The organism is Balneolales bacterium ANBcel1, from assembly GCA_029688905.1.
Classification (GTDB): Bacteria; Bacteroidota; Rhodothermia; order Balneolales; family Natronogracilivirgulaceae; genus SLLW01.
Genome location: JARULB010000001.1, coordinates 47,827 through 71,589 on the forward strand (window position 1 = coordinate 47,827; position 23,763 = coordinate 71,589).

General features: G+C 54.3%; 17 protein-coding genes. 4 read left to right on the forward strand and 13 right to left on the reverse strand.

Annotated elements, in window-relative coordinates:
- Positions 1-109: 109 nt before the first annotated feature.
- The 4 genes from QA596_00200 to QA596_00215 form a co-directional block, all read right to left on the reverse strand.
- A complete protein-coding gene (locus QA596_00200) occupies positions 110-1,594 on the reverse strand; it encodes a glutamate synthase subunit beta (GenBank protein ID MDG5765863.1) in 1,485 nt (494 codons plus the stop codon).
- A 131-nt stretch (positions 1,595-1,725) separates the two neighbouring features.
- Positions 1,726-6,339: a glutamate synthase large subunit gene (gene gltB, locus QA596_00205; protein ID MDG5765864.1), complete on the reverse strand. Its 4,614-nt coding sequence runs from the start codon at positions 6,337-6,339 to the stop codon at positions 1,726-1,728.
- A 412-nt stretch (positions 6,340-6,751) separates the two neighbouring features.
- The gene (locus QA596_00210; GenBank protein MDG5765865.1) at positions 6,752-7,444 is read right to left on the reverse strand and encodes an FkbM family methyltransferase; all 693 of its coding nucleotides are present in this window, start codon (positions 7,442-7,444) and stop codon (positions 6,752-6,754) included.
- 118 nt (positions 7,445-7,562) lie between these two features.
- Positions 7,563-8,558: a GNAT family N-acetyltransferase gene (locus tag QA596_00215; protein MDG5765866.1), complete on the reverse strand. Its 996-nt coding sequence runs from the start codon at positions 8,556-8,558 to the stop codon at positions 7,563-7,565.
- Between the two features lie 491 nt (positions 8,559-9,049).
- Here QA596_00215 and QA596_00220 point away from each other — a divergent pair, with 491 nt between their 5' ends.
- Positions 9,050-9,685 carry a hypothetical protein gene (locus tag QA596_00220; protein MDG5765867.1) on the forward strand — a complete coding sequence of 212 codons (636 nt, stop codon included), beginning with the start codon at positions 9,050-9,052 and terminating at the stop codon, positions 9,683-9,685.
- A gap of 64 nt (positions 9,686-9,749) precedes the next feature.
- On the opposite strand, the gene QA596_00225 is transcribed toward QA596_00220, so the two are convergent.
- From QA596_00225 to QA596_00240, 4 genes are all read right to left on the reverse strand, one after another.
- Positions 9,750-10,952 (reverse strand): glycosyltransferase, encoded by a 1,203-nt coding sequence (locus QA596_00225; GenBank protein ID MDG5765868.1) that lies wholly within the window; start codon positions 10,950-10,952, stop codon positions 9,750-9,752.
- 75 nt (positions 10,953-11,027) lie between these two features.
- Entirely contained in the window at positions 11,028-11,468 is a 441-nt protein-coding gene (locus QA596_00230; GenBank protein MDG5765869.1) for a CBS domain-containing protein, read from the reverse strand.
- Positions 11,469-11,629: 161 nt separating this feature from the next.
- Complete coding sequence (locus QA596_00235; GenBank protein ID MDG5765870.1) at positions 11,630-13,741, reverse strand: S9 family peptidase; 2,112 nt, start codon at positions 13,739-13,741, stop codon at positions 11,630-11,632.
- A 24-nt stretch (positions 13,742-13,765) separates the two neighbouring features.
- Positions 13,766-14,212 (reverse strand): CoA-binding protein, encoded by a 447-nt coding sequence (locus tag QA596_00240; GenBank protein MDG5765871.1) that lies wholly within the window; start codon positions 14,210-14,212, stop codon positions 13,766-13,768.
- A gap of 297 nt (positions 14,213-14,509) precedes the next feature.
- Here QA596_00240 and QA596_00245 point away from each other — a divergent pair, with 297 nt between their 5' ends.
- Positions 14,510-15,658, forward strand: coding sequence for a PQQ-dependent sugar dehydrogenase (locus QA596_00245; GenBank protein MDG5765872.1), 1,149 nt, complete (start codon positions 14,510-14,512; stop codon positions 15,656-15,658).
- Between the two features lie 281 nt (positions 15,659-15,939).
- Positions 15,940-16,281, forward strand: a complete 342-nt coding sequence (gene trxA / locus QA596_00250; GenBank protein MDG5765873.1) for a thioredoxin — start codon at positions 15,940-15,942, stop codon at positions 16,279-16,281.
- 3 nt (positions 16,282-16,284) lie between these two features.
- On the opposite strand, the gene QA596_00255 is transcribed toward trxA, so the two are convergent.
- On the reverse strand, positions 16,285-17,136 hold the full coding sequence (locus tag QA596_00255; GenBank protein ID MDG5765874.1) for a carboxylate/amino acid/amine transporter: 852 nt from the start codon (positions 17,134-17,136) through the stop codon (positions 16,285-16,287).
- A gap of 15 nt (positions 17,137-17,151) precedes the next feature.
- Positions 17,152-17,676, reverse strand: a complete 525-nt coding sequence (locus QA596_00260; GenBank protein ID MDG5765875.1) for an isoprenylcysteine carboxylmethyltransferase family protein — start codon at positions 17,674-17,676, stop codon at positions 17,152-17,154.
- Between the two features lie 444 nt (positions 17,677-18,120).
- Between QA596_00260 and QA596_00265 the strand changes: the two genes are divergently transcribed.
- Positions 18,121-18,663 carry a vitamin K epoxide reductase family protein gene (locus QA596_00265; protein MDG5765876.1) on the forward strand — a complete coding sequence of 181 codons (543 nt, stop codon included), beginning with the start codon at positions 18,121-18,123 and terminating at the stop codon, positions 18,661-18,663.
- A 53-nt stretch (positions 18,664-18,716) separates the two neighbouring features.
- Here QA596_00265 and QA596_00270 read toward each other — a convergent pair whose 3' ends face one another.
- The 3 genes from QA596_00270 to QA596_00280 form a co-directional block, all read right to left on the reverse strand.
- On the reverse strand, positions 18,717-19,919 hold the full coding sequence (locus QA596_00270) for an ABC transporter permease (GenBank protein ID MDG5765877.1): 1,203 nt from the start codon (positions 19,917-19,919) through the stop codon (positions 18,717-18,719).
- Positions 19,916-20,848 (reverse strand): ATP-binding cassette domain-containing protein, encoded by a 933-nt coding sequence (locus QA596_00275; protein ID MDG5765878.1) that lies wholly within the window; start codon positions 20,846-20,848, stop codon positions 19,916-19,918. Before QA596_00275 ends, QA596_00270 begins: the two co-directional genes overlap by 4 nt.
- A gap of 106 nt (positions 20,849-20,954) precedes the next feature.
- Positions 20,955-23,648: a S9 family peptidase gene (locus QA596_00280; GenBank protein ID MDG5765879.1), complete on the reverse strand. Its 2,694-nt coding sequence runs from the start codon at positions 23,646-23,648 to the stop codon at positions 20,955-20,957.
- Positions 23,649-23,763 lie beyond the last annotated feature (115 nt).

Consider the following 23,763-nt stretch of genomic DNA (forward strand, 5'->3'; position numbering starts at 1 on the left):
GCCTTTCACTTCTTTTTCTGATGGATTGCTATACACGTAAACAGTTTGTGTGCTATATCATTCCAAAAAATGACAAATAAAGCAAAAAAACGGGGCCGCGAGTTTCGAATCAGGGCAGTTCGGTGCTTCCCATCAGCCAGCGGTCGCATTCACGCGCCACGCCACGGCCTTCGTTGATCGCCCAGACGATCAGGCTTTGCCCTCTCCGCATGTCACCGGCGGCAAACACGCCATCCACATTGGTGTTATAGACTTCGTGTTCGGCTCTGGCGTTGGAGCGCTCGTCACGCTTCACATTGAGCTGATCCAGCAAGGGGTTCTCCGGTCCGAGGAAGCCCATGGCCAACAGCACCAGATCCGCTTTCCACACTTTTTCCGTGCCGGGTACTTCCTTCGGGGCCATCCGTCCGTTATCGCCCTTTTCCCAGGTGATTTGCACGGTATGCAGCTCCTTGACGCGGCCATTCTTATCGCCGGTCAATTTCCTGGTCATGATCTCGTACTGCCGCGGGTCGTCGCCAAATTTTTCGCGGGCCTCTTCCTGGCCGTAATCCAGCCGGTAGATATTGGGCCACTGCGGCCAGGGGTTGGAATCCGCACGGGAGTCCGGCGGGCGAGGCATGATTTCGAACTGGGTAATTGTTTCGCATTGATGGCGCAAAGAGGTGCTCACGCAGTCGGTACCGGTGTCGCCGCCGCCGATCACAATCACGTTTTTATCTTTGGCGGAAATGAACTTGCCGTCACTGTGATCCGAGTCGAGCAGGCTTTTGGTGTCGGCATGCAGGAACTCCATGGCAAAATGGATACCTTCAAGGTCGCGTCCCTCGATGGGAAGGTCACGTGGCGCAGTAGCGCCTCCGGCCAGAATCAGGGCGTCGTGGCGTTTCTGAAGCTCTTTGGCGGAAACATCCTTTCCAACCTCGGTATTGGTGACAAATTCGATGCCCTCAGCCTCAAGGATGTCCACCCGGCGCTGCACAACGGACTTCTCCAGTTTCATATTGGGGATTCCGTAGGTAAGCAGCCCCCCGATCCGGTCGGCACGCTCATAGACGGTAACCTTGTGTCCGGCTTTATTGAGCTGTGCGGCGGCTGCGAGTCCGGCCGGTCCCGACCCCACAATCCCGACCGTTTTTCCGGTTCGTTTCTCCGGGGGCTCCGGAACCACCCACCCTTCTTCAAAACCACGATCGATGATCGCCTGTTCAATGCTTTTGATAGACACCGGCGGCTCGATGATGCCCAGTACGCAGGAGCCTTCGCACGGCGCCGGACACACACGACCGGTGAATTCCGGAAAGTTATTGGTTTTATGAAGCCGGTGCAGCGCCTCTTTCCATTTACCACGGTACACCAGGTCGTTCCACTCAGGAATGAGGTTGTAGACGGGGCAGCCACGGGCTCCGCCTTCGGCCATTGAACCGGTCTGGCAAAACGGAATGCCGCAATCCATGCACCGGGCGCCCTGCGTTTTCAGCTCCTCCTCGGTCAGCGCAACGTTGATTTCATCCCAGGATTCGATACGTTCCCTGGCATTGCTGTAAGGAGTGGATTTTCGTTCGTACTCCAGAAATCCGGTTGGTTTACCCATGTTTCTTGCGTTTTTCTTTGTGTGATATCGTGTTGGTCTGTCTGTTGTGCCCCGGCCGGGTTTCGAATGCCTGCATCATGTCCGGAAGCCCGTCCATAATTAATGCGTCCGGCACGAAATGCCGGATTATGTCAGTTTCCGGCGGCCCGTGCCTTGTCGCCCTTGTTGATCTCAAAGGCTTCCATGATGGCTTTTTCGCCTTCAAGTCCGCGGAGCCGGGCTTCCCGGATCGCCTCGTTCATCCGTTTGAAATCAACAGGGTGCACTTTCACGAAGAGCGGCACTATCTCATCCCACTTGGCGAGCACTTTCCAGGCACGGTTGCTGTCGGTGTAGTCGGCGTGTCGCCGGATCATCTGCTTCACCTCCTGAATCTCATCAATATCTTCAAGACGCTCGAGGTGGACCATATCCTTGTTGCAATGGCCTTCGAAGGTGTCATCCTCATCAAGGACATAAGCGATACCGCCTGACATTCCGGCTGCAAAATTGCGTCCGGTGGATCCGAGCACAACGACCCTTCCACCGGTCATGTATTCGCAGGCGTGGTCGCCGACAGCTTCCACAACCGCCCTCACACCGCTGTTCCGTACACAGAAGCGTTCACCGGCCATCCCGCGAATGTACGCTTCACCATCGGTGGCTCCGTAGAATGATACATTCCCGACGATGATGTTATCCTCAGGCTTGAAGCGCGCGTTGCCATCGGGAGAAAGTATCAGCTTGCCGCCGGAGAGGCCTTTTCCAAAATAGTCGTTGGCGTCGCCTTCCAGTTTGAGGGTCATCCCTTTCGGGGTGAACGCGCCGAAACTTTGTCCGGCCGACCCGCGGAACGTGAGTCGAATGGTATCCTCCGGGAGGCCTTCGCGCCCGTGTGCACGGGTGATCTCACTGCCCACGATGGTCCCCACAACCCGGTTGATGTTACGAATCGGGAGTTTTGCCTTGACCGGCTTCTTCTCTTTGATCGCGGGTTCGCAAATATCGAGCAGGGTCTGAATATCCAGCGAGTTGTCCAGGCCGTGATTCTGCCGCATCATCGAACGGATACCATACGTCGCGGGCACTTTCGGAATATAGAGAAGCGGCGACAGATCCAGGTTCCTGCTTTTCCAGTGGTCGGTTTTGCGTTGCCGCAGCTTGTCCACCCGGCCGATCATTTCGTCGACGGAGCGGAAACCGAGCCTGGCCATATGCTCCCGGACATCCTGCGCCACGAATTTCATGAAATTGACCACATACTGCGGATCGCCCTTGAAGTTGTGGCGCAGTTTCGGGTTTTGCGTTGCCACGCCTACCGGGCACGTATCCAGATGGCAGACCCGCATCATCACACATCCCAGAGTGATGAGCGCGCTGGTCCCGAAACCATATTCTTCGGCGCCGAGCAGCGCGGCAATAACGATGTCCCTTCCGGTCTTGATCTGGCCGTCGGTCTCGAGTACCACCCGGCTTCGCAGGTCGTTCATCACCAGGGTCTGATGCGTTTCGGCAAGACCCATCTCCCAGGGCAACCCCGCATGCTTGATGCTGGTCTGGGGAGAAGCGCCGGTGCCGCCATCGTGACCGCTGATCAGGATCACATCGGCTTTGCCTTTGGCCACCCCTGCGGCAATGGTACCTACCCCGGCCAGGGAGACCAGCTTCACATTGATGCGGGCATCGCGGTTGGCATTCTTGAGATCATGGATGAGCTGTGCCAGATCTTCGATCGAGTAGATATCGTGGTGCGGCGGCGGGGAGATCAGTCCCACTCCGGGCGTGGAGTAACGGACTTTGGCGATCCACGGATAGACTTTTTTGCCCGGCAGCTCACCACCCTCTCCGGGCTTGGCTCCCTGGGCCATCTTGATCTGAATCTCCTGCGCCTGGTTCAAATACTCGCTGGTAACGCCAAAACGCCCGGACGCCACCTGTTTGATGGCGCTGTTACGCAGATCCCCGTTCGGGTCGGGTGTGAAGCGGTCGACATCCTCTCCCCCTTCTCCCGTGTTGCTTTTCCCACCGATGCGGTTCATGGCAATCGCAAGCGCCTCATGAGTTTCCCTGCTGATGGAGCCATAGGACATCGCCCCCGTCTTGAACCGTTTGCAGATCGACTCCACCGACTCGACCTCATCGATGGGCACCGGCTGTGACGAATCATTGAATTCCAGCAAATGACGCAGGGTCGGAGCCGGGTCGCGCTGCTCGTCCAGCAGCGTCGTATAATCCTTGTACAGCTTGTAATCATTGATTTTGACGGCAAACTGCAGGGTGTGTACGGTTTCGGGATTGTACATGTGGTATTCGCCGTTCTTGCGCCACTTGTACTGCCCACCCTCTTCCAGCACCTGTCCGTTGACCCGCACTTTGGGATAGGCCTTGCGATGACGCATTTCCGCCTCTTCGGCAATGACATCCACGCCGATGCCCCCGATCCGTGACTTGGTCCAGGTGAAATGTTTGTCGATAACCTTGTTGTCGATTCCAAGCGCTTCAAATATCTGCGCGCCGCGATACGATTTGATGGTTGAGATTCCCATCTTGGACATCACCTTTACGATACCCTTGACCACAGCCTGGTTGTATCCCTTGACCGCACGTTGGTAATCGATGTTTTCCAGCAGCCCTTCCCGGATGAGATCGTGGAGGCTCTGGTAGGCCATGTAGGGATTGACCGCATCCACGCCGTAACCCAGCAGGGTACAAAAATGATGCACTTCGCGGGGTTCGCCTGACTCCAGTACCAGTCCGACTTCGGTTCGTTTTCCCGTCCGGATAAGATGGTGATGGAGCGCGGATACAGCCAGAAGAGCCGGTATGGGGACATGTTCCCTGTCGAATCTGCGATCGGAAAGGATAAGGATATTGGCTCCATCGGCAATGGCCTTGTCGGCGGATGCAAACAGTTCATCCAGGCTTTTTTCCAGCCCTTCCCCGCCTGATCCTGCCTTGAACAGCATCGGCAGTGTCGCGTTTTTGAAACCGGGGATCACCAGATTGCGCAGCTGCTCGAGCTCTTCGGTGGTAAGTACGGGGCCTTTCAGCCGGATTTGCCGGCAGCTGTGCGGACCCGGATCCAGGATGTTGCCCTGCGCGCCGAGGTTGGTCTCGGTCGATGTGATCAGCTCCTCGCGAATCGGATCGATCGGAGGGTTGGTAACCTGCGCGAAAAGCTGCTTGAAATAGTTGTATAACAGTTGCGGCTGGTTGGACAGCACCGCGATTGGGGCGTCGTTGCCCATGGCTCCAACCGGCTGCAGCATGTTCTCGGCCATCGGACCCACATTGATGCGCAAATCCTCGTAAGTATAGCCGAACACTTTCTGGTTATGAACAATCTGATCGTGGGAAAGGTCAGGTGTCTTGTAGGAGAGATCCTCGGTCACCTTGTCAAATTCCACAAGGTTCTCATCCAGCCATTTACGATACGGATGTTCGGCGGCAATTTCGTTCTTTATCTCCTCATCGCTGATAATGCGGCCTTCGCTGGTATCGATAAGCAGCATGCGGCCGGGCTGCAGGCGCTCCTTGTACAATACATCCTCGGGCTTGATGTCGAGTACCCCCACCTCGGACGCCAGCACGACCATATCGTCGCGCGTCACATAATAGCGTGAAGGGCGAAGCCCGTTGCGGTCCAGGGTCGCACCTACTACCGATCCGTCCGTAAACGCAATCGAGGCCGGTCCGTCCCACGGTTCCATCATGCAGCTGTGAAATTCGTAGAATGCACGCTGCAGATCGTCCATGTTCTCATGCTTTTCCCAGGGCTCGGGAATCATCATCATCATGGAATGGGCCAGCGAGCGGCCTGTCAGGGAGAGGAACTCCAGACAGTTATCGAACTTCGCGGAATCGCTGCCCTCATCCTGGATGATAGGCATCACATTCTTTATGTCGTCGCCGAACAGTTCGGTTGCAAACTGTTTCTCCCTTGCGTGCATCCAGTTCTGGTTACCCTGAAGGGTGTTGATTTCGCCGTTGTGGATGACATAACGGTACGGGTGCGCCAGTTTCCAGCTGGGAAACGTATTGGTACTGAACCGGGAGTGGACCAGGGCGATGGCGGAGGTCATGGCCGAGTCTCTCAAATCCGGGTAATAAAGTTCCACCTGGTTGGGAGTAAGCATCCCCTTGTAAACGATGGTGCGTGAGGAAAAGCTGTTTACGTAATAATACTCCTTGTCCGCGTCACTGAGCTCCGATTGCTGAACTGCCAGGGTACAGCGGCGGCGGACTACAAACAGTTTTCGTTCGAAATCGAGTTCGGTTTTCAGGTCGGGGCTGCGTTGAACAAACACCTGCCGAACCAGGGGCTCTGTGGATATGGCAGTGTCGCCAAGGCTGGAATTGTCGGTGGCCACCTTGCGCCATCCCAGCAAGGTGAGCCCCTCTTCCTGGATCACCTTTTCGATGATTTTTTCACACAATTTCCGCTGTTCCCTTTCCGGCGGAAGAAAAAACATCCCGACTCCGTATTCGCCAGCCTCCGGCAGAGTAAAACCAAGACCTTCGCAGGATTGGCTGAAAAATTTGTGGGGAATCTGCATCAGGATACCGGCTCCGTCACCGCTGTTGGGCTCGGCGCCTGTGGCACCGCGATGATCCAGATTGCGCAATACCCGGATCCCCTGCTTGATAATTTCGTGGGAAGGTTTACCCTTCATATTCACGACAAAGCCAATACCACAAGCGTCATGTTCAAATTGCGGATCGTACATGCCCTGCTTTCCAGGGGCCATCATTCCTTCGTTTGCCATACATATATCCTGATTTGACGTGCTGATTTCAAATACCCAGACGCTGACGGCGTGCCGGGTGAGCCTTCACAAAAAATAGCGGATTCAACTGCCGCGCGGATTCAGTCCCCTGACCGCGCAAACCCCGGCCTGTCAAAAAGCTCCGCTGTAACCGGGTATCGCTTCACCAACCGATTCGTCAAAACTTTAAAAGCTTTTAATCTGAAAAACTTAAAAAGTTTCAGCAATGCAATATGATTAAAAACAGGTAGCGATTCAAATAAAAAAACTGTCCAGGGCGCTGGTTCTGCCGTTTTTGGGCACATAAAACGCAAAAAAGCGCTATCAGTTTTCAGAAAAAAGTTCGGCACAATGAATAATATCAGAGTGTAAGCGACAACACTCGTTGTATCCGGGCTTTCAGGCCAGGATCTTATTGTGATTTGGGGTAGCCGTTATTTTTCATGACCAGTATTCCCATTTGCAGAGGCTGCATGGTCTCCTGAAATTCCAGTTTTACCAGCTGATATCCGTTGATCTCCAGAAAATGAATTAACCCGGTCACATTATATCCGGGCAATCCGGTATCGTGAAACTCCAAAGCGATCACCCGTATCCGGTCAAGAACGCTTTTCGGACACTGTAGCAGTATTTCGTACTCACTCCCTTCACAGTCCAGTTTCAAAAAATCGACTCTTTCAATTTGATTATTCTGGAAAAAATCAGCCAGTGTCACAGCATTGACCGATACGGATTTCTCCTGACTGTCCTTTGGGTGCCTCCCTTTAGTTTTTACCAGTGTGTGGTTCACCGATTTGCTTACGTACAGCTCCCTGGTGCCGGTTTCTCCGGATACCGCCATATTGTGTGGTTGAACCTTGCTGCATTGATTTGCTTTTATGTTGTCCCGCAACCGGGAGAAGTTTGACGGCTCGGGTTCCAGCGCATGGATCGTGGAGTTCTTTCCGGAATAGCTGTCGCAAAAAATGGAAAAGTAGCCTCTGTGCGCACCAATATCTACAATCACAGAATCGGCATAAAACGGGAACAGGTTGTGATAAACGCGCTTGTAAAACACATCAATAATTACCGAAGCGTCGTCGGCGTCCAGCTTGACGGGAGTCATGATACCGAATGTTTTACATATGCCATGGGCCAGCCGAAGCTGTTGTCGTTTCCTGAAGCGCGCCACCAGTTTTGCCAGAAGCTTCCTCATCAATCTCTTACCACTGTTTTTCGGGATATTAGCTGTTGATTCCGGAATCGAAATACCTCCGGATTTTTTGAAGTCCCCTGACATACGAAGAACGTGTATCCATCACGGGGGCGGGCATGGCTACGGTAGCAAACCCTTTCTTGAAGTGCTCCACACCTTTCAGACTGCTGCTGGGATTAAAATCAAACCAGGCAAACCCCTGCACTCTGTAATGGCGGATAAGGTGATAGTAAAAATACTGATAAACCCCTTTCCCAATGTAGTCGGCATCGGCCAGGCCGAGCCAGCTGACGGCGTGCCTCCTGCTCCGCAGAATCGGTCCGCCGCAAACTAGTTTTCCGCCGTGAAACACCCCGAAAAAATCACAGTACTCCGATTGAAGCAGTTGTTGGAACATTTCCATGCCATAGTGGCTTTTGGGGCTTCCCTTTCCCTGCCACCGCTCCAGGGATTGCCTGTAACAGTCGTAGTAAGCCGGCAAATGGCGCGCTTCTATCTTCTTCAGCGACAGATCCAGCGATTCGGCCTTTTTCAGATTTCTGAGCGTATTTCTCCGGATTTTTTTCCGCAGCTCATCAAACGGCATGTTGAGTGGAACAACGAATGTCGATTCCTGTTTCAGGCTGCCGGAGACCGGAAAGGCAGCGTCATGCGGCTGAAACGGGCTGGCTCTCCAGATCAGGCCGGGGTATTGTTTCATCACCAACGATGTGATCATCGCTGCATGGGCATCCGAAAGGGCATGGGTTGAAATCCATCCGCCATAAACCCCAAGGGGGGAAGATTCATACACCTTTACCAGGCCTTTCAGGTTTTTGGTCGCCGAGAGGATGAAAAAGGCGGATGTGCCGTCACTGAAAGTGATCTTCCTCGTTACAGGCAAAACGGATCCTCCGGAATACTCTTTTACAATGTGCAACCACTCTGGTGAATGGAAGAATGTAGCGTATTCACACTCCATCCAGACCTGTTGCCACTCGGATTCAACGGCCGCTTCAACAAATTCGATGGAAAGTTTGCTCATGGTTCAGCGTAACATCGGGGATCGGAAAGGAGTGCAGACAATCTGCGCATCCATCCCTGAATATACAAAAAACGAACCGGGTGAAAGCTGATTAATCCCCTGCCGTGAAAACCGGAACCCGGGCTGCATCCGGCACGCCGATACAGTCCGCAATACCCTCAAACCCGGCCGGACCGCTTCGGGACAAAACCTGAAATCAGCCTGCCGGCAGGTGCCATCATTCGACCGCAACTAATATCTGACTCTCACGTAATATCCGGCCAGTATTTATTTGCACCAAGTCTCCTAAAATAATTTTTAAATTAACAGCCGTGTATTCCGCAAGCATGTACTGCACCCGGTTTCATGGGTTTAAAAATTTTGATTACCTGGACACCTGCAATTCCATGACCGGTTTTAATCATGCGCCTTTGTGCCCTGGCGCCGGCCCGGTCATGTTCATAGCATTTATTTGAAACCCCAGTTTATCCTAATCCTGAAGAGGTAATATCATGACACAACGTGTACGAAAGTTGCACCGGCTGTTGCCGGTTCTGTTTGTTGCTGCAGCGTGGATGGCCGCAGCGGCTCCCGCGACATCCCAGCAAATGCAGACTCTGTTTGATGGAAATGTGCGACATGGCGGGTTCGGCGGACCCGTAGTCAAGTTCAGCAGTATCGATGGTAAAACCGGCGTCTGGGTCGGTGGCCGGGGCGGGTGGATTCTCAACTTTTCCAACGAACACGCGATATCATTGGGTGGTGGTGGATATGGACTGGTGACCGAACACCAGGTACCGAATCCGAGCGTTCCCCTTGTTTCTGAATTTGCCGCAATTGGCTACGGCGGTTTTGAAATGGAGTACACCAACCGGACCTACCAGCTTGTCCATTTTACCGCCTCCACACTTATTGGTGCTGGTGGCGCAACGACCCGTGACAGTGATTATGTTGAAATCGATTCCGATGCGAACACCTTCTTTGTGCTGGAACCGGGGCTGAACATCGAAATGAATGTCACCTCGTTCTTCAGAATCGCGACCGGGGTCTCCTACTTTTATACCAGCGGCATCAGCAAGGCCGGGCTGCAGGATTCCGATTTCTCGGGCTTCAAAGGGAAACTGACGTTTAAATTCGGCTCGTTTTGACAACCAGCGAGGTTGCCGCTTTACCACTAATCAACACCTGACGGGCACTCCGGTTCGGTTTTTTTTAAACCGATCGGCTGCCAGGAGTAACCGGACCTGATTTCTTGCGCTTATCAACCATATTCTGATAGGTTTCGAAAAGCATCCGGAAGTGATCGTCCAGCGTGCCGATGGAGTGTTCTGCCGCTACCGCGCATGCTCGGACCATCGCGGGCCTGTCACGGTCAAGCATCCGCAAGATCGCCTTTGAGAGATCCACGGAATCACCCGGTTCATACACTTCGGAATACTCGCTGTCGGCAAGGTCTCCGGCCCCTCCATGCGCAGGAACAATTACCGGCAGGCCACTGCAAATCGCTTCGGCTACCACCAGTCCGTACGTTTCGGCTGCCGAGCCATGCACAAAATAGTCGGCGCTGGCCAGATAATCGGCGAGCTCCTCCCGGTTTGATTTAAATCCCATCAGTTTGATGTGAGGAATCCCCCGGGCCTGATGCTTGACCATCCATCGAAACGGCCCGTCACCAAAAATCACCAATCCGATTTGACGATGCTCCGAGGCCATCCGAAATCCCTCAAAGATGGTTCCGAGGCGTTTTTCCGGATGGTGCCGGCTGATGCCGATCATAAGGATGGCATCTTCAGGCAGACCGAGCTCTTCGAGGATTATCTTCCGGAGCTCCGTGCTCCGTCGGTTGGGAGTAGAGAACAGTTTATCGATACCGAAGGGCACCGTAACGGGGTTATTGATCTTGAAACGGCTCAGCCGGTTGGCCAGCCACTCTCCGCTGACGATCGTCGCATCGTACCGTTTACTCAGCCTTCGCAGGTAATTCCAGTAAAACAGGAAAAGTTTGTCAACCCTGGCCGATTTGATGAATTTTCCCAAAATCGTATGCGGATAGACGGCCACCGGATCCTGGTGGAAAATGAAGGCTTTAACCGCATCGCCTTTCCATCGGGCGGCAAACCACCCACCGGTCCATGGTGACGATCCTTCCACAACATCGGGTTGTTCGCGGTCAAGAATTTCATGGACCATGCGTTCACGCCACAAAATATAATAACGCCGGTCTACTGGAAGCGCGGGCCCCGGAACCCAGATGATACGGCCGCCATTGCGTTCCGTCTCCCCTGCTTCAGCACCGGGTGCTACAACCACGATCTCGTGCCCCAGCTTACTGCCTGCGAGAAGCTTCTGGTTGATGTAGGTTTTAACCCCACCCCCCTTCTCCGCGTAAAATTCTGCGATATCAACAATCTTCATAGGAATATTCTGTAAAAGTCCTAGAAGTTATCGCAGTTGCACCATTTAAACAATGTGAATCGCCAAATCGAAGAATCAACCGGGATAACCGGAGGAGATGTATTTTCTCAGGTCCTGTATTTCCAGTTTTTGTTCGTCAATAATGGCTTTCACGATATCTCCGATGGAGATCACCCCGATTACGCTACCTTGTTCATCAAGCACGGGAAGGTGGCGGATTTTTTTCTCCGACATGATTCCCATGCAGTCGTGAAGGTCATAATCGGCCCTCACGCAAAAAACGTTCTCGGTCATGATCTCCTTGACTGCGGTATCTTTTGAACGGCGGCCTTTCAGAATAACCTTATTGCGGTAGTCCCGTTCGGATACAATTCCACTCATTTTCCCGCGGGTCATTACGATCAGCGCTCCGATGTTCTTGTTCGACATCGACGCAATGGCATCGAAAACCGAGGAGTCGCAATCCACACTGAATACTTCCCTTCCTTTCTTGTGTAAAATGTCCTGTACTTTCATTGATCCGTCCACTTTATTTTAAGTTGAACCGACTTCGCCTTTCTTCATACAAATAAATGAAATTACAATAAGTTACAAGGATTTTTTCAGAGCCAGCCGCAGGTCGCAAAGCCTGCTGTAATGAGACCGGCCCGGGAGGCAGCACCTTTCATTTACATGGCTTATCGCGGTCCCGGTTCCGCGAAACGGGCCATCCAGCTTCTTACCTCATCATACCATTTCAGGGAGTTGTTCGGCTTGAGGATCCAGTGGTTTTCGTCCGGGTAATAGATCAGTCGGGATTCAATTCCTTTGTGCTGAAGTGTGCGGAACAGTTCAAAAGCCTGACCCACAGGAACCCGGTAATCCAGCTGCCCGTGAATGATCAGGGCCGGAGTTTCAAAGTTTTCAGCAAAGTAGTGCGGCGATATCTGCTCGTAAATATCGTGTTCCCAGTAATCGCCGAAGCGGGTGGTATGCACTGCGAAGTCGGCAGCCAGCTGGGAGTACATGTTATATACGGGCGCGTGGATGAGCAGCGTGTTGAACGGATGCTCTTTTCCAAGCAGGATGCTGGAGAGATATCCACCGTAACTGCCACCCCCCGCAACCATGCGATCGGCATCAATCCAGGGTTGATCGGCAAACCACTCTGCGGCTTTTCTGGTATCGGCATAGGGCTTGGTAATCCAGTCGGGATTGATGGCATCGGCAAAATCCTGTCCGAAGCCGGAAGAACCGTGGAAGTTGTGCCATGCGGTGACATAGCCCCAGGAAGCGAAGGTCTGGGCATTCCAGCGAAAGTGGAATCCGTCGGGTATGGCGCTGTGCGGACCGCCGTGAATCAGCAGAAAGAGCGGATACTCCTTGCTTTCATCGAATCCCGGAGGATAATGGACCCACATCTGGATTTCGGCACCGCCATAGCCCTCGTAGGTAACCGATTCGTATGTACCAAGTTCCACCTTATCCAGGATGTCGTCATTGCGTGTATCCAGCCGGGTGACACGGCCACCGGACGGATCCACAAGTACCAGCCGGTTGGGATAGAGAAAACTCTGGTTCAAGGCGGCAAGTGTGCCGTTTCCGGCAACGGACAGGGAAGAATAGCTCGTCTGGCCGGTAACAGGCGCGGGGGCGCCGGTAGAAGCATCAATCCGGTAGATACGATAGGTTCCGGCATCGTCGATGGCACCATACAGGGCGGAGCCGTCCGGGGCCCATACCAGTCCGTCGGCCGAGCGATCCCAGTCGCCGGTCAGTTCACGATGCTCCTCACCGGCCACATCATACAGGACGAGGCGCCGCGTATCGGCGTAAAAACCCTTGATCTGCTGCCGGTTGTAGGCGATTTGGGAGCCATCCGGACTAAAAAGCGGGTTGCTGTCGCCCGCGTCGTTATCAACGGTTATGTTGACGGCTTCATCGCTTCCGGGCCCCATCAGATAGATATCCATTTTGGGATCGGTATCGTCGTGATTGGTGTCGCTGACAAATGCCACCAGGGATTCATCAGGAGCAACATCATAGCTTCCGGGACCCTGGGTCGAGCGCGGAAGCTCCCGGCCCGAAGTTCCGGTCACCGCTTCGATCTCATCCCGGCCGACCAGGGCCTGGTCGCCGGAAACCCTGTTCATTCGAAGTGACAATTCAGACGCGGGAACCCGGTAGACATGTGCCTGGCGCTCTTCATCAAGCCAGTGATCCCAGTGGCTGAACGGAAGCTCATTCCAGATGCGGGCAGAAACATGGGAATCGCGCTGAGAGGCGATCTCCTCTTCCATCTCGTCCCAGGTTTTGCCGTGCCAGACGCTGGTGATGAAATATATGTGATCGCCCACCCATTTGATCACATTGACACCGGTAGGCACATCGGTCACTCTGCGGGCTTCGCCGGGCTCGCCGATCGGCAGCACATAGACCTGCGATGCGTTGTCATCATCGCGGCGAGTTACAAAGGCGATCATACTGCCGTCTGCGTTAAATGCAGGCTGACCATCAGCGGAGCCGTGCCGTGTCAGCGGCCGCTCAACGGAACCGTCCGAACCAAAAAGCCAGAGGTCTGTATGGCTTTTGTCGTCATCCAGGGTATAGCGGGTGACCGGTGCCACAACCCAGCGGCCGTCGGGCGAAATTTCCGGGGAACCGATGCGCTCCATTTTCCAGAGTACTTCGGCAGAAAGCAGTTTGCTGTTGCTGTCGTTTGCAAGGGCGACGGATTGTGTCGTAAACAATCCCTGCAACAGAAATATTAAAATCAGGAAAGCGAACAATGGTGATTGTCGGGAAATCATATTATCGATTGATGTGGTTGATAGTTAACGAAAAGTAAACCAGCGCAGGCATTTGTGGAATACATCCACCGGTTCGCAAAACATCATGGGACATCCGCGGGGGATAACGGTGATGCCTGCCTCCCGGGCCTGACGGGCAGCTTCTTCATCATAACTGCCCTGACCGATGGAGCGATGAAACCAGATTCGGGAAACGCCCGCATCGCGGCATTGCCGAACCAGATCCGGGGCCTGATCCGGATGACACCCGATGACCAGGCCGTCGATACGCTCGGGAAGAGCGGAGATGTCCGGGTAACAGGTATCTCCCTCCACCTGCCCGGCATTGGGATTAATGGCATAAACCCGGTAACCTCTGTCGCGAAGCTTGCGGTAAATATAATTTGCGGCGGTATCCCCTTTTCGGGAGACTCCGGCAACTCCGATCGCTTCTCCCCCGAGAAAATCGGAAACGCTGTCTTCTGGTTTCATCTTGTTCCGGATGCTTGTGTGATTCCATACCGGCCGGCATGGCCGGGCTATCGCGCAATCTATCGCTTTTGGCAATAATACGTAAATAAAAAAACGGTTTCGGCGGCGCGGGCAGACCGGAACATATTCTGCGGGCATGGTGTTACTAGACAAGCGGCTGAACGATTGTCAACCGATACGGAAGGTAACCCAGGATACGCTGAAATATGATTGTTATCCGATCGTCCCGTATCACCACACAAATTATCTCTCATGAATCATCACATGAAAAGCGCAGCTCACCTGTTAATCGCCTCAATGGCAATGTTGCTCGCAATATCCGCATGCAGCCCGTCCAATTCCAACGAATCCCTGAGCAACACCGATGAAAGCGAAAGCTGGGTTGTCTCCAGCCAGTATACCGATATCAGGCTGACAAAGATTGCCGGCGGACTCGAACACCCCTGGTCGCTGGCTTTTCTGCCGGATGGCCGCATGCTGGTGACCGAACGCCCCGGACGGCTTAACATATTGGACAACGGTGAGATCACATCCGTTGACGGGCTTCCCGATATACATGCAAGGGGCCAGGGCGGACTCATGGAAGTTTCCCTGCATCCCGATTATGAATCCAACGGCTGGATCTATCTGACCTACTCCAGGCCCAATGACCAGGGTCAGACCGCCACCGCATTGGCACGTGCCCGCCTGGATGGAAACAACCTGATCGACTCTGAGGATATCTTCATCCAGAACCGCTACTCGCAGCCCGGCCGACATTACGGATCCAAGCTGGCATGGGACCATGACGGCAAACTGCTTATGAGTATCGGTGACCGTGGTTCCGAACCTCCCAGAGCCCAGGACCTGATGGATCATGCCGGTACCCTGCTCCGGCTTAATGACGACGGCACCGTCCCGCCGGATAATCCTTTTGTGGGAGATGACAGCGCCCTGGATGAAATATTTACATACGGCAACCGAAATATCCAGGGACTGATCGTCCATCCAGAAACCGGTGAAATCTGGGCCACCGAACATGGGCCGCGCGGCGGCGATGAACTCAACCTGCTGGAGGCGGGAAAGAATTACGGGTGGCCGACCGTCACGCTCGGACTCGACTACCGCACCCAGGAGGAGTTCCCGCATTCGGAAGCACGCCACAGCGTGGAAGGCATGACGGACCCTGTTTACGAATTGCTGCCCACACACGCCCCCTCCGGACTCGCCCACATTTCCGGTGACCATTTCACAAGCCGCTGGGATGATAATCTGCTGGCCGGCGGCCTTCGCGCCGAACGGATCCGCAGGCTGGTTATCCAGGACTATGAAGTCATCCACGATGAAGAGCTGATCCTGCAGGAGATCGGACGCATCCGCGATGTCCGTGTCGGGCCCGACGGCAATATCTATGTGCTCACCGACCACCCGGACGGAGGACTCTACCGGCTGGAACCCGGAAGCTGACAGAAAGGCATCCAAAGTGAAATCTTGTCCGATAACGGCCATCGCATAACCGGCGTGGCCAGCCGGTTATAATTGGGTGGAAACGTTCCACACGCCCAATTGATACGTGGGTTAGTCACCGATACTCCCAGTGTACAGACATAATACCCGTTATCAAATTGAAACGGTATAAGACTTACCCGGTTTGCAATTTTTAATGAGCTTAACGGTTGGCTCCAGAAATGGAAGCAACCTGTGCCATCGGCAAAACAATGTTCCCATCCACCAAAACAGATATGGTTATGAGTCCGGATATCAAAGACAAACGGTTTTCTGAAGTGATCAGGGGCGAAACGCCGGTACTGGTCGATTTTTATGCCGACTGGTGCGCGCCTTGCCGGATGATGCCACCCATTCTCAAAGAGCTCAAGAAGAGGATGGGCGATTCGCTCCACATCCTTAAAATCGACACCGAGAAGAATGCCGACCTGGCGATACGTTACCAGGTACGCGGAATTCCAACACTGCTCCTGTTCAAGGAAGGCCGGGTTATCTGGCAGCAATCGGGTGTGATGCAGGCGCCGCAACTGGAGGAGGTAATCCGGCGCGAGCTGGAGGATTACGAAACAAAAATGGGTGCATAGATATTATATGCGCGAGAAACGGCGGTTTACCCAGTAGGCCGCAACAAGAATGACGGCACCGGCGGCCAGCCGGATGAGGTCCGCGTCCCTGTTCCAAATCAGCAGGTTGACCAGCAGTCCGGCCGGGATGACCGCATTGTTCATGACCGCAAGAGTTCCGGCATCGACTTTGGTGGCGCCGTGGTTCCATAAAAAGAGTCCGGCTGCTGATGCGCCGAAGCCGAGCCACAGCAAAACGGCCCAGTGCGTGCCGGTCTGCGGCATCAGCGTGGTGTCACCAAAAATCAGATAGGACGGCAAGGTGATCAGCAGGGCGCCGGCATAGAAGTAGCCGAAAAAGCGGACAGGCGGGATTTCGGTGGGATACCACCGGACCAGGTTTTTATATCCGACCTGGCCTGCGGCGAACGAGGCATTCGCAACCTGCATCAATAAAAACCCGAACAGATAGCCGCTTGTGATGCCGTCGTAGCGGATCACGCCCGCACCTACAACCGCGAGAATGGCGGCAATCAGCGCCACCGGCGAAAAGCGGCTGTTCAGGGCATCATCAAGGACGGTGACAAACACCGGTGTCATGATGGTGAAAAGCAGCACTTCCGGTGCCGTCAGAAACTGAAATGAGCGGTACAGGCACAGGTAGGTCACACCGAACTGAAGCGCGCCGACCAGGATCATACCGGTTACCAGTTCGCGCCTAACACCGGTCCACCGGGTAAACGGAAGCATCACAAGTCCGGCGAAAACCACCCGGGAGAGAACGGCAAAATCACTGTCCACCTGTCCGGCCAGGTACTCATCGATAAGGCTGAACGAAAAGGCCCAGAGCAGGGTCACAAAAACGAGGTACTTCATACCGGCGGTCCTCCGCTACAGCCAGCGCGGTGTGCGATCGGTATAGGCGTCATAATCCTCCCCGAACTTTTCACGCAGGGCACGCTCCTCGGAAATAATTTGAAACCGGGTCATATATATGTAGAACAGCGGCATGAGCATCAGGCAGAGCAGGTCGGAGAGAAAGATCGCCCAGCCAATAAGCACAAGCGACAGAGAAAGATACATGGGATTGCGACTGTGCCGGTACGGCCCATCGGTGACCAGCGCTGTCGTTTCGGCGGGTTTTCCGGCATGCACCGTTGTTTGATTCTTCATGAAGAGATAAATGCTGTATGCGGCGGTCAGTATCGCTGTACCCATCAGAAAAGCGGTCAGATAATACTGAAACGGAATATCTACGGCAAAAACCGGGAAGTAACGGGCTATCGCCCACATCGCCAGGGCAAAAAAACCAAAAACCACAACTGGGGGAATCTTCCGTTCCAGAGGATGTTCTGCCGGGACCGATGCCGTGTTTTCCCGGCTGTCTTCATTTTCGTTGCTGCTATCAGGATTCATAAAGCCATATTGGTTGACAGGTTTTTTTCGGATGTCCTGCTTTTAGGAGGCCACCCCGAATATCAAAGGTCCGGACATTACATGCTCTGCTTTCGTGTTCCGCAAATTCGGGTGATGCCGGATAACAATGCGCAAATACCGGTTGAAAAGGCCTCTGTACTGATAATGTCGGATACTTTCACCAGCCCGCCGCGTGGCAATATAACACTGACGGACCAAGCCGGCAAGCGCCTGCCACGCCGATGAACAGACAGGGCTATATGCCGCGATACACCGATCGGGCTTACCCAAAAACACTGCAGGTAACAGGAAAAGAGACAGCCGGGACTTGACAGCCATCAACCCTTTACTTATATTTGTATATAAATATTTAAATATATATATTAAGCACATCTTCTAACGAGTGTTGCTTATTTGATTTCATAACCAAAAAACGGAGTTGTCATGAACAAGTTCATTATCGGTTTCATTGTTGTAGCCATGCTGGGTTGGGTAGCCAGCGTCATCCTCACTGCGGTACATTTCTGGGCGATACCGCTGATTCCGGCCGGTGCCGATTTACCGGGAAGCATGCAGGTCATCACCAGCCAGTGGGCGTATGTCGGACCGATTCCTCTTGCCACTATCGGAGCCATTTATTACATCGCCATGATTGCACTTGGTGCTTTCTGGCTTTCCACAAAAAACGAGCAGGTGGAGAGATGGCTGCTGCCGGTCACGGCTCTCGGATTCCTTGCTTCACTCGGGTTTGTCTATCTTCAGCTGGGAGTGATTGGAGCCATTTGTCCGTTTTGCATGATGTCGGCTGCCGCGACCACGATTTTGCTGGGGATTGAGCTGTTTGTGAAATACCGCGGCGGAGCGGCCTCCACCCCGTCCGTATCGCCTTCAAAAGTCTGGCCCACGGTATTCGCGGCGACCATGCTGCTCACGATCTTTGCGATGTGGACCCTCACTGTGCTCCCCCTTCCGGGTGGCGGGGCGTAAAGGATTGCGTTTTCAGAGGGTGGGAGGTTTATGCAGTGGCCGTCCCACCCGATTCAGGCCCTGCGAAACCAGTAGTACATTTCGCGCAATCCGGGCTCCTTGCCGTAAATGAGCATGGCGACGGCGAAAATTCGTCCGGCTGCCTTCCGGAAGAGCCATACGGTTGCAACCAGAAGTACCAGTGCCAGAATCGGTTCCCAGAACGCAACGTCGGTCAATACCATCCTGGCGGGCAGTACGGCATAGGATGTGAGCGGAAACCAGCCCATGAAAGTAATTGCGGTACTGTCGGCATTTACCAGTGCGTAAAACGCGAACATAACCGGAACTGTGGGCAGCAACATCAACCCGGAACGTTCCGAAGCATTGGGGTCGTCGATGGTGGCGGCAACTGCTGCAAGGAACGAGTTCCACATGAGAACACCCAATATCGCAAGCAGCAGAAACGTAACCAGTAGAACAGGATCGATCATCAGGATCACGTTTTGAAATGCCGATGGCGCGATAAACCAAAAAACCATTGCGCCGAAAACTCCCATAGATCCGTAAATCAGCACGTAGGCGATGCCGATAGCGCTGATCCCCAAAATTTTTCCGTCAATCCAGGCCTGCGGTTCGATAGCTGCGACAACCTGCTCGGTTATCCGCTGCTGTTTCTCACCGGTGATGGCGGTGAACTGGTAGGCAAATCCCAGAAACACGGCCATCAGAACCAGGCCGATGGCGGCCCCGGCGAGAATTTTATCGGCGGTTCCCACACGATGCTCGCGGGTATTCAGAATTTCAAGCGCGACAGAGGCGGTCAGATCCTCAAATTGCCCGGCATCAATGCCATGTTCGTCAAGCTTGACTCCGGTGCGCAGTTCGTCAAGAAGCCGGGAAATCTGGGTTGTCCACCCCGGTTCGCCATGCACCTTCAATCGGGCCTCATCCGTGGAATCAAAAAAGAGGATCCCGTCAATGTTCCCTTCTCTCAGTGAGACCATCATGGTATCGGGCGAGCCCTGACTGTAATCCATAAAATGGAATCTTTCGTGCTCCACTTCCTCCACGGTATACGGACCCCAATCGGCCACGGCGATGTCGATTTGTCCGTGAACACTGGAAGCGGCCAGCCAGTATCCGCCAATTCCGCCGATCACGGCAAAACCGATCGTCCACAGAACACCGGAGATAACATTCCGAATTTTGAAAAAACGGTTGAATTCCCACCGGGCCACCTGCATCACGGTGCCCCATTTGTTTGCCGCTGTCATTTCGACTCCATATTTGTGTTCGTAAAACTGTGCAGAAAGATTTCATGCAGGCCCGCATCGGCGGTTTGCAGGTGTCTGACCCGGCCGGCCTCTGTGAAGCCATTCAGGATGCGGTTCAGGTCGGCGTTTTCTTCCGGGTAAACCGTCCATACTTCCTGTTCCAGCGATTCCACCGCTTTGATTCCGGGGATGCGTGACAGAGCGGACGGGTCCACTCCGGCATCAAAACCGACTTCAATTTTCCGGGCCGAGATGGTTTTTTTACGAATTTCTGCGAGAGTCCCGCAGATACGCTCCCGGCCGCTGTCCAGAAGCAGGATACGGTCGGCGATACGCTCAACCAGCTGCATCTGGTGCGCGCTCAGAAGTATGGTGGTGCCGGCATTTCGCAGATCGCGGATCACATCCGACATCAGCTCCTGGTTGATGGGGTCGAAGCCCGAGAACGGCTCATCCAGCACGGCCAGAGCGGGGCGATGAAGGATGGATGCGATGAACTGGATTTTTTGCTGATTCCCTTTGGAGAGAGCCGAAACCTTGTCGCGCTTTCTGTCTGCCAGCCCAAACCGTTCCAGCCACTGCAGGGCTTCCTTTCTGATACTGTTCGGGTCATTCGAGCACAGCCCTGCCAGATAGACCAGATTTTCCAGAACTGGCATATCCTGATACAAGCCCCGCTCCTCCGGGAGATAGCCCAGCCTGGAGCGCATCACCCGGCCCTGCCCATTGATGGCCGGATCAAAACGTATCTCTCCGCGGTCGGGCTGGATGATCTGCATGATCATGCGAACCGTGGTGGTTTTTCCGGCACCGTTGGGCCCAAGCAGGGCAAAGATCTCCCCATCTTCCACCGAAAAAGAGAGCTCGTCAACGGCCTTCGCTTTTTGAAACTCCTTGACTACCGAAGACAAGGTCAGAATAGTTTTCATAGCTGCATATCGTTACGTAATCAGATAAAAAAACGGACGGCGCCCGGCCAACAAGTACACACTATTACCCAACGGCCCGGAACCGTCCGCTCATCACTGCAAATCGTTAATCCTGTTTTAGTGTCATTTTCATGGTGCCTCCACCCATCTGTGCGGGGAGGGAATCCTCGATGGAGTGGATGACTCCATCGGCTGCCACCCGGTAGGTCCGGGAGCTGCTTTTGCCGTCCAGCGCTTCAAAACGAACCTTTGTCAGTTCTTCTCCCGGACTGGACACCGCGCGCACATAGCGCACTTCCTGGCTGTTGATGTCAAAGTAGCGCAGCATGGCCGCCTCCATTCCGCTTTGAACCATGTGCGAGACAAAGAAATCGGCATGAATACCTTCCGCAAAAACCGGCGCTTCGAGGGCAACATCGATCTGATGCTGTTGTGGTCCGGCCTGAATGGTGCCGGCCACCTTGTCGTCGCTGAACGCGACCTCGATTTGGGCCATCGGCTGCTCCATCTTCCTGAGAAGCGGAATAAAGGTGGCGGGATCGGTATGGACGGCATCGGTCATGGATCCCATCGGCGAAGAGATGGCATCTTTCAGTTCGAGCACTTCGCCCTCTCCGGTTTCAACCAGCGTGGCGGTGCGTACGAGCTCCATTCCGATCTCGTTACCCTGGACATTCATGGTAATGCCGTACTCCAGCGAAGTTCCGTCGAAACCGGTGGCATCAAACCGTGGCAGAACCACCATTTTGGCCGCCTCCAGCTCCGGAGACTCCTCGGGAAGCTCTACGGTATCAACATCCACGGTTATCTCCCGAAGACGTTCGCGGTACTCCTCTTCGAGCTCCGCCTGATAGCGTCCGCCCAGATGCTCGGCGAAGAATTGCTCCATGGCATAAGTGAAGGCGAGGCGGTTGACCTGCCGGGCGAACCCGTGGCCTTCATCCTCGGCAACCAGATACTCCACATCGCGGCCCAGATCGCGCATGGCCACTACAATCTGATCCGATTCGGCCTGGACAACGCGCGGATCGTTGGCGCCCTGGACCACCATCAGCGGCGCGGTTATGTTTTCGGCAGAAAAGAGCGGCGACTGCTCCATCAGCCGGGCGTAATCCTCCGGGTCGTCGGGATCTCCGACGCGGGTGTGGAAAATCTTGCGAATGGGTCCCCAGTAGGCCGGGATGGAGTTAAGCAGCGTAATGATGTTGGACGGGCCGACGAAAGAGATGCCGGCGGCGTACAGATCCGGGGTGAATGCCAGTCCGGCAAGGGTGGCGTATCCGCCGTATGATCCGCCAAAAATGGCGATGCGGTCGGGATCGGCGATTCCTTCATCGATCAGGTAACGGACTCCGTCGGTGATGTCGTGCTGCATGGCGCCGGTCCCCCACTCCCGGTTTCCGGCATTCAGAAACGCCTTGCCGAAGCCGGTCGATCCGCGGAAATTGATCTGCAGGACGGCATAGCCTCGATTGGACAAGAACTGTGCGTACGAGTCGTAGCCCCAGTAATCGCGGGCCCAGGGTCCGCCGTGCGGAACCACTATCACCGGAAGGTTTTGCGGCTCCATGCCGTGCGGGACGGTGAGATAGGCCGGGATTTCGAGTCCGTCGCGCGCCGTATAGCGAATCGGCGTCATCTCCGAGAGATACTCCGAAGGCAGATCCGGGCGGGTCTGATAAAGCAGTTCCAGGTCACCGGACGAGAAATCATGGTAGTACACCGATCCGGGGTCGACATCGCTGCCCACATGAAAGAGCCAGCGCTGCTCGTCATGGGTGCGTGAAGTCGGACTCACCTCGCCGGGACCCAAACGGCTCTGGACATCCTCGAACATCTCTTCATATTCGGCATCCCTGAAATAGGTGCGCCGTTTGTCGCCTACATAGTAGGTTGCCAGAATTTCGTTGGTGATCTCCGAGAATGTGGCACCGCCGAAATCAACCTTCCCTTCGGGATCGCGTTCGATGAGTTCAGATTCCCTGGTATCGGGATTAAACAGCACGAACTCGGCAAGGTCGCGGTCGCCGGTGTTGGTACTCATGTATATATGTATACCATCTTCATGATAGCGCAGCGGTGAGAAAGACTCTTCCGGTCCGGCGGCATACACCTGTTCAAAGCCGTCATCACGAATCATGAGCAGTTCGGAGCCGCCGTCGGGTGTCTGGCGGATACCGGCACGGATGTTCGCTTCGCGATCGGCGACCCATCCGGCAATATTATCGGTGTTTTCAATGAGCAGGGTACGTTCACCGGTTTCGATGTCCAGATGATAGGCATCGTGAAGGGCGGGATCACGGTCGTTGATACCGACGATCATGCGGTCGGGGAACTCGCGCGGCAGCGAATAGATCTGGGCACGGATTCCATCGATCGGTGTGAGGTTGACCGCTTCCGGGACGCCCGTCTCAGGATCGGGCTCCTCATTGATATCTACGCGATAAATATGAAAATTTTCGTCCCCTCCCCTGTCCTGTACATACAGGACATAGCGGTCGTCATGGCTCCAGAAATAGGAGCTCACCGGTCGCTCGGTGTCGGCGGTAAGCGGACGAGCCGCTTCAAAGTCCTCATCCACCCCCTTGATCCAGATATTCATTACTCCGTTGTACTGCTTTCGGAACGTGATATATCTGCCGGTGCGGGAGAGCTGGGCGCCGGCGTATTGCGGATCGCCGAAAAAGAGGTTGCGATCGATCAGGGGTGCCGTGTATGGGTCGGTGGCAGGGCCCGACACACCCGAATCAGCAGCATCAAGCGGCCTTTCGGGCGAACAGCTGGAAAACATCATCATCATACCTAAACTTAACAGCAGTGAATAAAAAAGCGGGTAACTGCAGGTAACGGTTCTCATGGTGACTGGGATTGGTTGCAAGTAAAATACAGCTTCGAAGATACCTGTTTTTCAGGAA